General features: G+C 41.1%; 14 protein-coding genes and 1 other RNA gene. 2 read left to right on the plus strand and 13 right to left on the minus strand.

Annotated features, from left to right (window positions below):
• Positions 1–8 precede the first annotated feature (8 nt).
• The 6 genes from H5122_RS12615 to rpsF all read right to left on the minus strand — a co-directional run bounded on the left by H5122_RS12615 (position 9) and on the right by rpsF (position 2,683).
• Positions 9–491 (minus strand): hypothetical protein, encoded by a 483-nt coding sequence (locus H5122_RS12615; protein WP_024596807.1) that lies wholly within the window; start codon positions 489–491, stop codon positions 9–11.
• Complete coding sequence (locus H5122_RS12620; protein ID WP_002963053.1) at positions 478–1,026, minus strand: RNA polymerase sigma factor; 549 nt, start codon at positions 1,024–1,026, stop codon at positions 478–480. Before H5122_RS12620 ends, H5122_RS12615 begins: the two co-directional genes overlap by 14 nt.
• A gap of 226 nt (positions 1,027–1,252) precedes the next feature.
• Positions 1,253–1,705, minus strand: coding sequence for a 50S ribosomal protein L9 (rplI, locus tag H5122_RS12625; protein WP_002962755.1), 453 nt, complete (start codon positions 1,703–1,705; stop codon positions 1,253–1,255).
• A gap of 35 nt (positions 1,706–1,740) precedes the next feature.
• Positions 1,741–1,968, minus strand: coding sequence for a 30S ribosomal protein S18 (gene rpsR, locus H5122_RS12630; protein WP_002962753.1), 228 nt, complete (start codon positions 1,966–1,968; stop codon positions 1,741–1,743).
• Positions 1,969–1,980: 12 nt separating this feature from the next.
• On the minus strand, positions 1,981–2,298 hold the full coding sequence (priB, locus tag H5122_RS12635) for a primosomal replication protein N (RefSeq protein ID WP_004588456.1): 318 nt from the start codon (positions 2,296–2,298) through the stop codon (positions 1,981–1,983).
• A gap of 43 nt (positions 2,299–2,341) precedes the next feature.
• Positions 2,342–2,683: a 30S ribosomal protein S6 gene (gene rpsF / locus H5122_RS12640; RefSeq protein ID WP_002962750.1), complete on the minus strand. Its 342-nt coding sequence runs from the start codon at positions 2,681–2,683 to the stop codon at positions 2,342–2,344.
• A gap of 375 nt (positions 2,684–3,058) precedes the next feature.
• On the opposite strand from rpsF, the gene H5122_RS12645 reads away from it, so the two are divergent.
• Positions 3,059–4,258, plus strand: a complete 1,200-nt coding sequence (locus H5122_RS12645; protein WP_182682393.1) for an alpha/beta hydrolase-fold protein — start codon at positions 3,059–3,061, stop codon at positions 4,256–4,258.
• A gap of 269 nt (positions 4,259–4,527) precedes the next feature.
• On the opposite strand, the gene H5122_RS12650 is transcribed toward H5122_RS12645, so the two are convergent.
• Genes H5122_RS12650 through H5122_RS12665 form a run of 4 tightly spaced genes read right to left on the minus strand, consistent with a single transcriptional unit; the run spans position 4,528 to position 8,808 of the window.
• Positions 4,528–5,694: an FAD-dependent monooxygenase gene (locus H5122_RS12650; RefSeq protein WP_182682392.1), complete on the minus strand. Its 1,167-nt coding sequence runs from the start codon at positions 5,692–5,694 to the stop codon at positions 4,528–4,530.
• Positions 5,691–6,878: a 2-octaprenyl-6-methoxyphenyl hydroxylase gene (gene ubiH, locus H5122_RS12655; protein WP_182682391.1), complete on the minus strand. Its 1,188-nt coding sequence runs from the start codon at positions 6,876–6,878 to the stop codon at positions 5,691–5,693. The genes H5122_RS12650 and ubiH overlap by 4 nt, the downstream gene beginning before the upstream one ends.
• Positions 6,879–6,893: 15 nt before the next feature.
• Entirely contained in the window at positions 6,894–8,216 is a 1,323-nt protein-coding gene (pepP, locus tag H5122_RS12660; RefSeq protein ID WP_182682390.1) for a Xaa-Pro aminopeptidase, read from the minus strand.
• Between the two features lie 28 nt (positions 8,217–8,244).
• Entirely contained in the window at positions 8,245–8,808 is a 564-nt protein-coding gene (locus H5122_RS12665; RefSeq protein WP_182682389.1) for a UPF0149 family protein, read from the minus strand.
• A gap of 193 nt (positions 8,809–9,001) precedes the next feature.
• Between H5122_RS12665 and ssrS the strand changes: the two genes are divergently transcribed.
• Positions 9,002–9,184: non-coding RNA, 6S RNA (gene ssrS, locus H5122_RS12670), on the plus strand.
• Positions 9,185–9,321: 137 nt separating this feature from the next.
• Here the strand turns inward: ssrS and H5122_RS12675 are convergent.
• From H5122_RS12675 to H5122_RS12685, 3 genes are read right to left on the minus strand one after another with little or no spacing between them, the layout of a single operon-like run.
• A complete protein-coding gene (locus H5122_RS12675; RefSeq protein WP_002962744.1) occupies positions 9,322–12,405 on the minus strand; it encodes an efflux RND transporter permease subunit in 3,084 nt (1,027 codons plus the stop codon).
• On the minus strand, positions 12,402–13,718 hold the full coding sequence (locus H5122_RS12680) for an efflux RND transporter periplasmic adaptor subunit (protein WP_182682388.1): 1,317 nt from the start codon (positions 13,716–13,718) through the stop codon (positions 12,402–12,404). The genes H5122_RS12675 and H5122_RS12680 overlap by 4 nt, the downstream gene beginning before the upstream one ends.
• Positions 13,708–15,123, minus strand: a complete 1,416-nt coding sequence (locus tag H5122_RS12685) for a TolC family protein (protein ID WP_182682387.1) — start codon at positions 15,121–15,123, stop codon at positions 13,708–13,710. Before H5122_RS12685 ends, H5122_RS12680 begins: the two co-directional genes overlap by 11 nt.
• Positions 15,124–15,445: the final 322 nt, after the last annotated feature.

A 15,445-nucleotide genomic window follows, 5' to 3' on the forward strand; every position in this document is an offset into this window, starting at 1 on the left:
TCGTACTCCTAAATGTGCTGCCAACGTGGCGCGTGCACCTTGTTAATTAAATCAAGTTGTTGTTGATATATTTGCGCTAACATTGTCAGTAGCGCTTGGTTTTGTGGTTCGTTTTCAAGAGCTTGCTTTATTGCTTGCTCAGCTTCTTCAAGTTCTTGTAGTTGCGTTTGCCAGTTAGTGGTTAATGCTTCTTTATTTTCGTATTCAACTAACAAACTATTTTTTTGAGCCGAAAAGTAATCACTTATAGCCACTACGGGCTGTGGTTCAGGTGCTATAACAAATATATTAACAGCAATTAAAGCAGCCACAGTACACGCTGCTATTGCCGTTAGTTTTGGCCAAATAATAGTGCTGTTTGGGTTCTGCTTATTATTAACAATTGCTCGCTCAATCCCCGCCCATAAATCTTTTTGTGGCGTAATTTCTTTATCAAGCGTGTTTAATGACTTGTTTAAGTAGTCGTTAAAGTTTGGTTTACTCATTTTCATACCACTCTTGTAATAACTGCCTAGCACGATGATATTGTGACTTACTTGAACCAACAGCCATACCTAATTGCTCCGCGATTTCCTCGTGCCTGTAACCTTCAATAGCAAATAATACAAATACCATACGTGCGCGCTCAGGAAGCCTTACTATTAACTTATCGAGGCCATTTAAGCCTTTGCAGTCGTTAGCTGATTGCTCATCCATACCGCTGTGTTCAATACTTACTACTTTTTGTAACCAGTTTTTTTGCTTGCGCAGGTAACTTATCGCTACATTACTGGCAACACTATATAGCCAAGTAGAAAACTGCGAACGCCCATCAAACAATGCTATTTTATGCCATACCTGTACAAATACCTCTTGGGCGGCGTCTTCGGCGTGTGCTTGGTCTGCTAATAAGCGTAAACATAAACCGTATACTCGTTTTATATGTAACTCATAAAGCGTTGTGTATGCGCCTTGATCACCCGATTTAACACGCTCAATGAGTGCAGCTTCGCACAAAGGCGTTGGTTCGGGTTTAACGTGTAACATCCGTGATGCCGCCTTTTAATTATTATTGTTGAGTTGCTATTTAAGTGTATTGATAAGTTAGACGTAATGACAGTTCGAAAAGGTTTAAAAGGAATGAAAAAATAATTGAATAAAAAGGGGCTTATGCGAGGTTGTATTAAATTGTGCCCTCAACTAATGAAGTTAGCCAAATTATAGGCACAAAAAAGCCGTGCTAATAGCACGGCTTTTTTAGCTTAATTAAAAATTAAGCTTCAGCGATTACGATTACTTTGATAGTAGCCGTTACGTCTGAGTGAACTGAAATTGATACGTCAAATTCACCAGTCTCACGGATAGTACCTAGAGGCAAACGAACTTCTGACTTAGCAACTTCAACACCAACAGCTGAGATAGCGTCAGCGATGTCACGAGTACCGATTGAACCGAATAACTTACCTTCGTCACCAGCTTTAGATACTAATGTAACTTCTGCTAATGCTTCTAGTTTTTCAGCGCGTGCTTGTGCAGCAACTAACTGTTCAGCGATTTTCGCTTCAAGTTCTGCACGACGAGCGTCAAACGTTTCAATGTTAGCTTTAGTCGCAGGAACTGCCTTACCTTGCGGGAAAAGGAAGTTACGTGCGAAACCAGATTTAACTACAACCTGTTCACCTAGGCTACCTAGGTTAGCGATCTTATCTAGTAGAATAACTTGCATGTTTCTACACCTTTTAAAAACTGTTAATCCGCTGCTTACTTATGTAAGTCAGTGTATGGAAGAAGGGCTAAGTAGCGAGCACGCTTAATAGCAGTTGCTAGCTGGCGCTGGTATTTAGCGCTAGTACCTGTGATACGGCTAGGTACGATTTTGCCACTTTCTGTAACATAGTTTCTAAGAGTAGCTAGATCTTTGTAATCGATTTGTTGTACGCCTTCCGCTTTAAAGCGGCAGAACTTACGACGTCTGAAATAACGTGCCATGAGATTAATTCCTCAAATAATTCTTTCTATATGCTGAGCATGCAAAACCAATTGGCTAAGGCCGTTACGACCTTCGTGGCGATTTAAAAAACCACTCACTTGCAATGCCTGCCCAACGTGCAAATGTTGAGTCTGTTGTTGCATTTGCTTTCCACTGGCAACTACCTGAAGCCTCACATAACTATTACGGTTAAGGTCTGCTTCGGTTTGCATCGATTTATGTTCTACAACAAAAATACAATGCGGGATGCCAGCAGGGCTTTGGCTAAACTTGGGAGTTTTACAAACTACCCCAGATATAACCAGCTGATTCATATATGGGCTAACCATTATAATAACTGCTGACTACATGCCATGCTAGGACTCAAAACAATTAAGCAGCTGGTGCTTCTTTCTTCTCTTCTCTTGCAAGAGGAGACGCTTCAGTTACAGCATTTTTAGTACGCATAACTAAGTTACGAAGCACTGCATCGTTGTAGCGGAAAGTAGTTTCTAGCTCGCTGATTACTTCAGTAGGTGCTTCAACGTTCATAAGAACATAATGAGCTTTATGAAGCTTGTTGATTGGGTAAGCCAGTTGACGGCGGCCCCAGTCTTCAAGACGGTGGATAGTACCACCAGCTTCAGTGATAGAACCAGTATAACGTTCGATCATACCAGTTACTTGCTCACTCTGATCAGGGTGAACCATGAATACGATTTCGTAATGACGCATGGATATTCCTTACGGTTAATAGAGCCTTCTACCGTTTCGGCCGGTCGGTTTAAGGCAAGGAATTAATAGTTTAAAAGCCGAAATGAGCGCGCATTTTACGCTTAGACGGATAATTAAGCAAGCAGGTTTTTTAAGCTTTTATAGATAAGAGTTTAAAGGCAATTATTGCGAGCTTCGCTCATCCCGTTAGCAAGCCGTAGGCCTAAAGGAAAAGCTAAACTCGCAGTTTAATATTTATCATATACGCCAAGCTTGCGCGCGTATAAAGCGCAGCTTTGAATTACTTAAGTCTAACACCTGCCTCAAAATATAAGTATTTACTCAAACTTAAAGCCGTGCAATTATTAAGCAATACATTAGTAAATAAGGATATTTATGAAGCTCTTACTATCGCTTGTATTAATACTTACTTTTAGTACACCATTTTTAAGCCACGCAAAAACCAATACAACCGACATAACCGTTGGTAAAAAAGTCATTCTACAATCAAAAATACTTAACGAAGACAGACCCATTAAAATTTTCATACCTGACACTGTAAAAGACGATCAGCCGCTTTATGTTATTTATTTACTTGATGGTGTTGAGCACTTTCATACGGCGTCTGGTGTTATTAAATCCTTAGTTGATTACGAGCAAATACCTAACGCAATGCTCGTTGGTATTGATACAACTAACCGTGTTCGCGATTACTTACCTAAAGTAGATGGTGAGCCTAAAACTGAGTTTCAAACCTTTGTAAAAAATAAATGGCCTGATGCTGGGCAAACAGACAAGTTTTTAAAGTTTGTGTCTGATGAACTCATGCCTTACATAAACAGTAATTACTCAACTAACGGCTACAACACCTTAATTGGCCACTCTAATGCAGGTACTTTAGCGCTTTATACTTTAGTTAATCAGCCTGAGTTATTTAATAACTATATAGCTATAAGCCCAAACAGTTGGTGGAGTGATGAAGAATTAAAAAATAATATTATAAAATACACTAAAAATCCTAAAGGCGGTCAATCGCTATTTATTAGTGTAGCAAGTGAAGGGTCACGCTTTTATACAGGTGTATTAAATACTTTAGTAAATTTAGAGCAACAAATGCCCACACAGCTAAAATGGGAATATAAGCATTACCCTACTTTTAGCCATATGGGCACCATACTACCAGCCCTTAGCGATAGCCTAATTAACTTATTTGGCGACCTAATTTTTAGCGTTACTGACGAGCACGGAAGATTTGCTGATGTATCGCTCATTACAGGTTATTACAAAGCACTGAGTGATAAGTACGGGTTTGAGCTTAAAATTCCACAAGATGTATACGTAGAATTTGCTCATAGCCAGCAAAAATTTGGTAACACAGCTAAAGCTGTTACCACGCTTAAACACTTTACTACCCATTACCCAAATGCAGCCTATTCTCACATGCGTTTATCGCAAGGCTATACTGCAAATAAGCAGTTCAAAGAGGCCGTCACCAGTATGAAATACGCATTAGAACTTGCTAAGCAAAACTCGCGAGATCCAATGTTAGTTGATGCGCTCAAGGATATGGTGAATGAAGCACAAAAGAATTTGTAACTGATTTAACGCAAAGCACTTTTTAGCTAACGATAGTAATTACGAGCTAGGCTCGTCGCGTCAGCAAGCTAAACGCCTACAGGTAAAATTAAGCTCAGTGTTAAACTTTACACGTAGACGCTGAGCTTGCTCGCGTGAAAAGCGAAGCTTTTAATATATTTAAAACAACCATAAAACAAAAACCGATGTTTAAATTAAACATCGGTTTTTTAATCAAGCTCACCACTTTACTTTATCCGTTGGGTTTCGCTTCGCTCTTCCCAACCAACTTATTTGCCTATCGCTTCTTTGGCGAATAGGTGTTTTATTGGGCCTAAATTATCAATGAGTGAGAGCCCTACTCCGCGAATAAGTTTTTTAACCGGGTTTGCACCTTCAAATAACTCTTTTAGCCCTTGCATCATAGCTATGTGCTTTTGCGCATCGAGCTTACGGGTACGTTCGTAATCGCGAAGTGTGCGCGTGCTTGCAAACTCTTTATTATTACTTGTTAAAAGCTCAATTAAATAAGCGGCATCTTTTAGGCCTAAGTTCATACCAAGCCCTGCAAGTGGATGGATTGTATGTGCAGCATCGCCAATGAGCACTACTTTGCCTGAAACCCATTGCTGGGCGTAGCGCATTTTAAGTGGGAAAGCTGCGCGCGCACTTTGCACTTCACATAGCCCGCATTGGCCATCTATGGCTGCCATTACGGCTTTATTAAAGGCACAATCGTCCATTGCAAGGAGCTCATCACAGTGGTTTGGGCTAGTAGACCATACTATTGAATGGGTATTTGCATCGCTCAGAGGTAAAAATGCCAGCGGCCCGGTTGGTAAAAACACTTGGCGTGCGGTATTTGCGTGCGGCTCTTTAGTTTTAACAGTCGCAACTAGCGCATGGTGATCGTAATCTTTAAAGCTAAGCGCCATATTAAATTGTTTACGTATAGCTGAGTTTGCCCCATCAGCGGCCACCAGCAGTTTTGCAATAATTGGCTCGCCGCTTTTAAGCGTTATAAATACATCTGATTCGCTTTGATGTATTTGCTGATACTGCGTATCGAACATTAGCGTGGCGCTTGGTTGTTGCTCTAGCTCTTTTATAAGCGCGTAGCGGATAATGTCGTTTTCAACAATATGGCCTAAATGTTCAAGCTCAAGTTGTTCGTTATCAAACGCTATTTTGCCAAAACTGTCGGCATCACGTACATCCATATGCGTATAAGCGCACGCTCGCTGTGCGATAATTTCGGGCCATACATTTAATTGCTCAAGCAAGGTTTGACTTGCAATGCTTAGCGCACTTACGCGCAAACCATATTCGTCAGTTGGCAACGCTTGTGTTGGTGCGCCGTCGAGTACAACGACGCTTATATCGGCTTTTGCCAATCCAAGTGCTAGTGTTAGCCCTACACAGCCGCCACCTACAATACAAACCTGTGCTTGCTTCATAAACGCCTACCTTGTTTAACTTGCCCCATTAACTGTTTGGCTAATGGCGCTTTTAATGCGGGAAATAAATCCATCGAGAACAACCCAATACTGCGCCCCAATGCGAGCACTCGCGATGAGTTTGAAAAAAGCCTAACAAGTGCATCGGTTAAACTCATTACGGTTTTTATATCATCACTGCGCTTTTTTGAATATTCACGTGTAAACGCATAGCTGCCTAAATCGTGTTGGCTGTTTGCTATTAAATTACTAAGTACTTGCACGTCGCGAAGGCCTAAATTAAAACCTTGCCCTGCAATAGGATGAATAGCATGTGCAGCATTACCAATAACCACTGTACGGTGCGCAGTCAAAGACTCAACTTGCCCGTAAACGAGCGGGTAACTCGTGCGCATGCCTACTTTAGTAAATTGCCCACCGCGATAACCAAACGCGCTTTGTAGGGCACTTATAAAGTCTTGTTCATTAAGTGCCATGTGCTGTTCAACTTGATCTTGGCTCATACACCACACCAACGAATAACGGTTATTGCTCATGGGTAATAACGCCATAGGCCCGCTTTGTGTAAAACGCTCAAAGGCATGATTATTATGCCCACCAGCCACTTCTACATTGGCAATAATTGCGCCTTGTTCATAAGGCTGGGTATTAAAACCAAGCCCAAGTAAATTACGTGTGGGTGATTGTGCACCATCAGCAATAACCAATAGCGCTGCGTTTAATTGCTCGCCGCTTTGCAGTGTGAGTGTATTGCTATGCAGAGTTTGCTCAATGGCAGTTACGCTATCGGGGCACAAAAGCGTAATATTTGACTGCGTTAAACGCAGGTGAAGCGCTCGGCCAAATGGATTTACTTCTACTACGTAACCAAGTGAGGGCTTAGCAAATTCGTCGCAATTAATGTGCGCTTTGCCAAAGTGGCCTCTATCAGACACGCTCACTTTTTTGATTGCTGCGGTGTAAGGGGCATTTTGATCAAATAAATTAAGTGTTTGTAAATACTCTACCGATTGCTGAGCAAGCGCAATACTTCGATCGTCAAAGCTTGGGTGGTATTCATCGGTTACTTGGCTTGCTTCTACCACGGCAATGTTTATTGAGGAGTTTATTTTAGCAATACTAAGTGCGCAACTTGCGCCAACTAAACCACCACCAATTACTACAACATCAAACTGCTTAGCCATTGTGCTCTCCACCCGTTATGCGCTTGTAGTTTGTTGCATAAGTGCTTGAATATCGCTAATGCTTTTAGGCACGCTTAAAGTAAGGTTTTCATGGCCTGACTCGGTAACGAGTAAATTATCTTCTATACGAATACCAATACCTTTGTACTTTTGTGGCGCGTTTGAGTCTTCGCTTATATAGAGTCCTGGCTCAATGGTGAGTACCATACCGGGCTCAAATGCACGCTCAACGTTATTTACTTTGTAATCGCCAACATCATGTACATCTAAACCAAGCCAATGCCCAAGCCCGTGCATGTAATATTCTTTACATGCACCTTTTGCCATTAGCTCATCAAAGCCGCCGGTTAAAATACCTAAATCAAGTAACCCTTGAGTCATTACTTCCATTGCTAGTTTATTAGCATGCGACATGTAACCACCTGGTTTTACTTCATCAAAAGCAACTTCTTGCGCTTTAAGTACAATATTATAAAGCGCGGCTTGCTCTTCGCTAAATTGTCCATTTACTGGAAAAGTACGGGTAATATCGGCGGCGTAACCTTGTAGCTCACAACCGGAGTCTATAAGTACCAGGTCGCCATTTTTTAATACGTCGCTATTTTGCGTGTAATGTAAAATATTGGCGTTGTCGCCACTACCAACAATTGTGCCGTACGCCGGGTGCGGCGCACCATTCATTGCATAATGATGATGCAGCTCTGCCTCTAGCTGAAATTCAGTAGCTCCGGGGTGTGAAAAACGCATAGCGCGCATGTGCCCTCGCGCACTAATTTCACAACCTTCTCGCATAACATCTATCTCGCTTGGCGATTTAAACAAACGCATTTCATGAATAAGGCCGCGTATTTCTTTTAAAGTACTCGGTGCTTTGAGGCCTTTTCGCGCACCACTTCGAAGTGTACCTAGTAACGTAAACACTTTGGTATCAAATGAAGGATAAGCACCTTGTGCAAAATAAATCGCATTTTTTTCATTTAGTATATCAAGTAGCTTATCGTTTAATTCACTTAGCGGGTAAGCTTCATCAAACAAGTAGTCACTTTTAGCTTTATCAAAGCCAACTCTGCGGCCATGCCAAATTTCTGCAAGCTTGTCTTTATCTAGGCAAAATAAAGTACTGGGTGCATCGCTGTTGTTACATAGTACAAGTACAGCGTCGGGTTCGTTAAAGCCTGTTAAATAGAAAAAGTCGCTATCTTGTCTAAATGCATATTCGGTATCGCGGCTACGCGTCACTTCGCTCGCAGCGGGAATAATAGCAACGCTATTTTTATCCATTTGCGCAAGTAAACGCTCACGGCGTGCTTTAAATTCTGACTTTTGTACTTCAACCATTATTAACCAACCCGTTTAACTTTTTAAACTAATGAAGTGTTTTTTTAGTACTTTGCGTGTTTTGCTCTTTACCAAGCTCTGCAAAACAAAGTAGTGCTGATACGCGCACATATTCAATCACTTCGTGCAGCGCTTGGTTGTCTTCTTCGGTTTCTTCAAAAGTGGTATCTAGGCGAGTGATTTCGCTAAAGTCAGTAATAACTTCTTTAACATCGCTTGATAACTTACCGTAATCTTTTTGCTTTAAGCCAAAACCAAGCATAAACCCTGCTACCCATGATACGAGGCCATTAGCCTGATCGATGAGTGTTTCGTCATCGTTTGGTAAAAATAAATCAAACTGAAATTCGTCATCATTAAAGCTCGCAACTACTTGCTTATAAATAGTGCCAAAAAACTGCTTTAAATCGTTACTAAATGATTCACCATCGTTAAATACATCGCTCAAAAGGCCTAAGTATTCTTTGTCGTCAATGGTTAAACCACACGCTAGTAAACCACTAATTACACCATGCGCTTCGGCAGGTGATACAAATATTTCGTTTTTTTCTAAAAGCAGTTGAGCTTTTTCGTAATCGGGTAAATCGTTCATAATCGAATCTTCGCTTTGCAAGTTAAGGCAATGCTACCACTCGATAAAAAGCAACTCCAATTAATTGTATGATCAAGCTCAAAAACCATGCGATAAAGTAAATGACGAGTTAAAGGTGCGGGAAAACTAAGCGAACGGCTTAATTTTTTACGTTTAGGGTTTAAGGATTGGATTATGTCTTATATACTTAAATTGTTCCCTGGGGTACCGGAGCTTGGTTAAGTCCCTGAGCCGATAAATTTTATACCAGGATTTCTGTTCGTCTACTATTGTGCAAGCTCGGCATGTACCGAGAAGCCTACGGTAAACCGCAGATTTCCGCCCTGAAACCTTCTGGTTTCAGGACTGAAACCGGGTACCGTATCTTGGGGAACACCTTCTTATTTTTATACTCCCTCTTATTACTTATTCATTTTTTTGCTATACCTTCGTACATTATTTTTATAATTTTTGGCAAAAAAAAGCTGCAAGCAATTTCTTACTTACAGCTAAATTTTAAATGCTTACGCTTATTTACTTAAACCAACCTTGAAAGCGCTCCATCATCATGTAGTTTATTGGCACTAACAATAAAGTAATAAAGGTCGCAAAAATAATCCCAAACCCTAAACTTACCGCCATAGGTATTAAAAACTGCGCTTGAGTCGCTTTTTCAAATAATAACGGCATTAAGCCAATAAAGGTCGTTAAACTTGTTAGCATTACAGGGCGAAAACGCGATGCACCGGCAAGTTTAACTGCATCTAGTAATTTGCCGCCTTCACTGCGCTTTTTATTGATAAAATCAACTAGTACAAGGGAGTCATTTACTACCACCCCAGTTAAGGCGAGCATACCAAGCAAGCTCATAATGGTTAAATCCATGCCCATAATCCAATGCCCGACTACAGCACCTATCATGCCAAATGGAATTACACTCATTACTATAATTGGCTGTAAGTAAGACTTAAGCGGTATCGCTAATAGCGCATAGATTATGAAAAATACAAACACAAGTGCCCAAGCCAATGAGCCAAACGACTCTCGCTGCTCTTTAGCCTCACCTTCTAGTTTGTAATCTACTCCAGGATATTGCTGCATTAATTCATCTAAATACTCCGTTAGGTCAGCCTGAAGTATGGTCATGTTGGTGTTATTTTTTTCGATATCCGCTGTTACATTTAAAGTACGGTAGCGGTCTATTCGGTTAATAGTTGACGGGCTTTGCCCTGCGGTAAGGGTTGCAACATGCGATAACGGCACCGAACCACCAGTAGGTGTATTGATGAGTATATTTTGTAAATCGGCAACTGAGCGGCGCTCGTCTATAGGTAAGCGAACCATTACACGTACATCATCACGCCCGCGCTGAATACGTTGGACTTGCGAGCCAAAGAACGAGTTACGCACTTGACCTGCAACATTAACTCTATTTAAGCCCAGCGCTAAGCCCTGCTGCGTAAGCTCTATTTGTAACTCTTCTTTACCATCAGACATGCTATCGGCAATATCAAATACCGTTGGGTAGGTCGATAAACGGGTTTTAATGTGATCAGCCACGTCTTGTAAAATAGTCAACGAAGTCCCGCTAAGCTGAACATCAATTGGGTCAGAACTTCGGCCAATTTCAGCTCTAAACGTTAAGCTTTCAGCGCCTGGAATGACACCAATTAAATCGCGCCATTCGCTGGCAAGCTCTCTTGATCCTATGTCTGATTCACGCTTTTCAGCCGGTGTTATTTCAAAGCGTACAGAACCTGAATTAGATACACCACCGCGCCCGCCTGTTGTGGCTAATATATTTAAAATAACGCTTTCACCTGTATCTGGGTCGCGGTATTTTTCTTGTAATTGCTGCGCCTTTTGCGACATATCAATTACGTATTTATTAGTGACTTCAAATGGCGTACCTGTTGGTAGTGTTAAGTTAACGCGGACTGTTTCGCTTGGTATACGCGGGAAAAATACAAACTTAGTCCAACCACTAGTGATCATGGTTAAAATTATTATAAACACACCAACAAACAAACTTACCGAAGCCAATTTATGGCGCAGTGCTAAATTTAAAGTGGGTTGGTAATATTTTAAAATCGCGTTTTCAAATCCATCTGCAAAACGCTGTTGAATAACATCAAACTTTGAAGGTTCGCCTTTTTCGTGGCGTAGTTTTATATATTTTAAATGTGCGGGTAGTACAAATTTAGATTCAATCAATGAAAACAATAATACCGGAATAACCACTACCGGTATTTGTGCAAACAAAGCACCGCGCGCCCCTTCAATAAAGGCCAAAGGTAAAAAGGCGGCAACGGTAGTTAATACACCAAATGTTACTGGTGTTGCGACTTCTTGAGTACCTAAAATTGCAGCTTGCTCGCCCGACTTAGCTGTTTTTAAATGGGTATAGACATTTTCGCCAGTAACTATGGCGTCATCAACAACAATCCCAAGTACTAATATAAAGCCAAATAAGCTCATAATATTAAGGGTTACGCCAAAAATAGGCATCGCTATAAACGCGCCCATAAACGAAACCGGAATACCAATAAATACCCAAAATGCAATTGCAGGGCGTAAAAACAAAGTAAGTAAAGCAAGTACTAAAATACCGCCTTGTAGGGCATTGGTCGTTAGTGTGGCAATTCGACTTTTAACCAGCTCCGAATCATCATCCCAGTAACTTAGTTCAAATCCTTGTGGAAGGGAGCTTTGTTGCTCTTTTATGTAGTTTTTAACTTCGTCAGCAACAGTAATCGCACTTTGCGGACCAATTCGATATACGTCGATAAATGCAGCCTGCTTACCATTAAAGCGAGTACGTACTGGGGTTTCTTCGAAATCGTCTTTAATTATTGCAATATCGCCTAAACGAATAATCGTGCCGTCAGCTTGGTTTTTAACAACAATATTGGCAAATTCATCTTTACGATATGCTTGCCCTTTAGAGCTTATAAGTACGTCCCCACCTTCAGTTTTTAAGTTACCAGCAGAAATATCAGAGCTTGAATTAGCAATGGCACTCGATATTTGTGCAAGGCTTAAATCGTACTGGCGAAGAACGTCTTGGCTTACTTCAATGGCAATTTCGTAATCACGAACACCACTTAGCTCTACCTGCGTCACATTTGGTAAGCGTAGAATTTGATCGCGTACTGTTTCTGCGTATTCACGGGTTTCTTTTTCGCCGTAATCACTTGATACGGTAACCGCGATAACTTCGCGAATTCGCTCAGCAAGCGCGACTATTGGCTTTTCAGCATCGGCTGGAAAGGTGTTAATTGCATCTACACGACTTTTAATATCAGCTAAAAGCTCACGCGGGTCGTAGCCCGTTTCAACTTCAATTGTTACAGAGCCTGAGCCTTCAGAAGAGCGGCTAAATATTTGCTTAATACCTTCTAAATCTTGTACGGCTTCTTCTATACGAATTGTTACGCCTTGCTCTACATCCTCTGGTGTTGAGCCACGCAAACTTACGTTCACGCTTATCATGTCGGTTTCGAATGAAGGGAATACTTCAAGCGGTATTTTAGTCGATAAACTAAAAAGCCCCGACAGCAGCAGTGTTACTAGCAATAAGTTAGCTGCAACATGGTTTTTGGCAAACCAAGCTATCATGGCTTATCTCCTTGCTTTGCTGGACGGCGTTTTTTTAACTCTTCAACACTAATACCAAGCTCTTTTGCTTTTTGTTCAAGCTGCTCTGGAGTCGGGCGCTTTCCTTTACCTTGTCCATTCGCTCCACGGCTTTTAGGTTGATCTGCGCTTTGTTCACCTAAAATACTTACTTGAGTTCCTGAACTTACTTGACCAAGTGGAGTAATAACAAGCTTATCATTTGCGTTTAAACCGGTTTTTATCATCGCCTGAGTCGCATTTTGCCAAGCTAGTGTGATGTCTTTGCGCTTTAGTACGTCATCTTCAACAATGTAAACGTACGTTCCTTGATAAATTGTACTGTTTGGAATTATAAGTGCGTTAGATACTGTTCTGCCGGTAATTTGCGCTTTTATATACTGCCCAATTTTTATTGGGTACTGGTTATTTGCTGTTGCTTTATACGGGTCATTAATTTTAGCAACTACATAAAGCTGCTGTGCGCCTTCATCTATAGCACCTTCTGTGCGTGCTAATTGACCTTGCCACGTTTGCTCACCTACTAAGTCAGAAGTAAATTTAACAATTGAACCCGCTTGGTTTTTAGCACCATCGCGATACTGCTCTGGTAAATTTACAAATGGGAGATCTTTATTTTTAATTGGTAAGCGAATCTCAACGCTATCGATTGCGTAAATGGTAGCTAACTGTGTGTTGTTAGTAACAACTTGCCCTAAATCAACACTGCGGCTAAGTATACGTCCCGCATATGGTGCCGTTACTTTAGTGCGCTCTAAATCAAGCATCGCTTTTTCAAGTGCAGCCTGAGCCGATAAAACCTCAGCTTCAGCGGCTGCTAGTTGTGGCTCTCGTAGTACTAAGCTGCTTGCTTGATTTGAACCGCCAAGGCGCTTCCAATCGGTAATAGCTTGTTGCCCACGCGCTTTTTCTTCTAGTAAACCTTGCTCTGCGGTTAATAAATTGGCTTGAGCAGATTTAACTTCAGCCTGATGGTCTCTGTCGTCTAGTTTTAAAAGTACATCGCCTTTTTCAAAAAAACCGCCTTCTCTAAAGTCATCACTTACTTCAATTATTTGCCCAGATGCCTGAGCCACTAACAAACTTTGTGTACGTGGTTTTACCGTACCGTAGCTGTCTATCATAACTTGATAATTTTGTGGTTTTAGCTCAAGCGCAGCCACACTTATTGATGCCTTAGGAGGTGCCCCAAAGCGTTTAGCCTCTGGTGGATTCCCCTTAATAAACATAACAATTAAAATTGTGGCAACAATAACCACCGCTGGAATAATAATTTTTGCTGTTTTAGTTTTCATCGTTATTGCTCTTTAGTTCACTTGAGGGCTTTGCAAAATCACCACCAAGGGCAATGTGTAGGTTAATTCTATTGGCTATTAATTGGTTTTTAATATCGATTAAGGAGCTTTGCGCATCGAAAGAGCGATCTTGGGCATCAAGCACTGTCGTGTAAGTTACCAAGCCACTTTGGTACTGCTCAAATGACAATTGCTCTGCAGCAAGTGCGTTTTCTTGCGCTTCAAGAGTACTGCTATATTGCGCTTTAAGGGACTGCTGCTGCGAAATAGCATTTTCCACATCACCAAATGCGTCATAAAGCGTTTGCAAATAAAGCTGCTCTTGCTTTTGAGTGTTAAGACGCGCTATTTCTTCGTTGGCTTTTAAGCGCCCACCTTCAAAAAGTGGCGCTGAAATACTACCTAACAAAGACCATGCAAGGCTTGATGGAGAAAACAAGTCGCTTACTCTGTCGGTGCTATCGCTTAATGAAGCAGTTAAATCTAAACTTGGAAAGCGTTGTTTGTGCGCATATGCCAATGATGCATCGGCTGCTAAAAGCTCATACCAACTTGCACGTAGAGTAGGTTTTCGCGTAATAAGTTCAGAAGGTAATCCTAGAGGAATATCGGTATTAATAACAGGTAAGTCACTACTAGCAGTAATAGCGCCTTTTGGGTATTCACCAAGTAAACGCTCAAGTGAACGTGCTGACGCCGATAAACTCGCTGTTTGAGTGGCAATGCGAGAACGTTCATTATTAAGCTCATTACGCGCTAAATACACATCGAGCGCTTCGTTTATGCCTTGGCGATAGCCAGCTTCAATAATATCGAGATTTTGTTGTGAGTTGGCTTCGCGACGTTTAAATAAATCCAGTAATTGCTGCGCCGTAACCACATCAAACCAACCTGTTACCACATCAGCAACAAGTTGCTGTTTAGCTTGCTCAAACCGTGCCTGCTGAGCTAAATAGTTAAGATTAGCTTCGCGCTTGGCGTCAGAGAGCTTACCCCATAAATCAACCTCGTAAGTTAAGTTTAAACTAGCTGAGCTTGCGTTGTCGTAACTTACAGGGCGGTTGTCTTTACTACGGCTTGTACGTGTTGATAAATCGAGGCTTGGCCAAAGTGCAGCGCCCGAGACTATAAGTTGCTGCTTTTGAATTTCAACATCATAACTCGTTTGCAAAAGCTGTTGGTTATTTTTAAGTGCTTGTTGTACAAATTTATTAAGCGTAGGATTTTGTAATTGTGTAAGCCATTGCTCTTGTACTTTTAATACTGAGCTTGATGCTTCTTGCTGCCATTGCTGAGGCATATTATTAGGCGCTTGCATGCGCTGCGACGAGTTTAAATCACTCGCACAGCCGCTGAGCAGCATCACACTAATTGCCAGTAGGGTTGGCTTGCATTGCCAAATCATAATTAAACCTAAATTACTGCTATTTATGAACGTAATTCAAGCACTTTGGCAAATTTTGCTCAACTTACTTTACATAACATTACATAGCTAGCGATGAATTAACATAATAGCCAGTTATACGGTAAAAATGAGTAAATGATCAGCAATTTTTAATACTAAAATTAACTTTTTGTAATGTGTTTAAGAGATTAACTATACAAAAACAAAAAAGCCCCGCTATAAGCGAGGCTTTTAAATAAATGGTGCCGACTAACAAAGTCGATCGGGTAACTTATACAGACTACTGATTACAAGTCAGTTGCTTCAAGTTACCTAAAATAAA

This window comes from Pseudoalteromonas sp. SG43-8, from assembly GCF_014164245.1.
Classification (GTDB): Bacteria; Pseudomonadota; Gammaproteobacteria; order Enterobacterales; family Alteromonadaceae; genus Pseudoalteromonas; species Pseudoalteromonas distincta.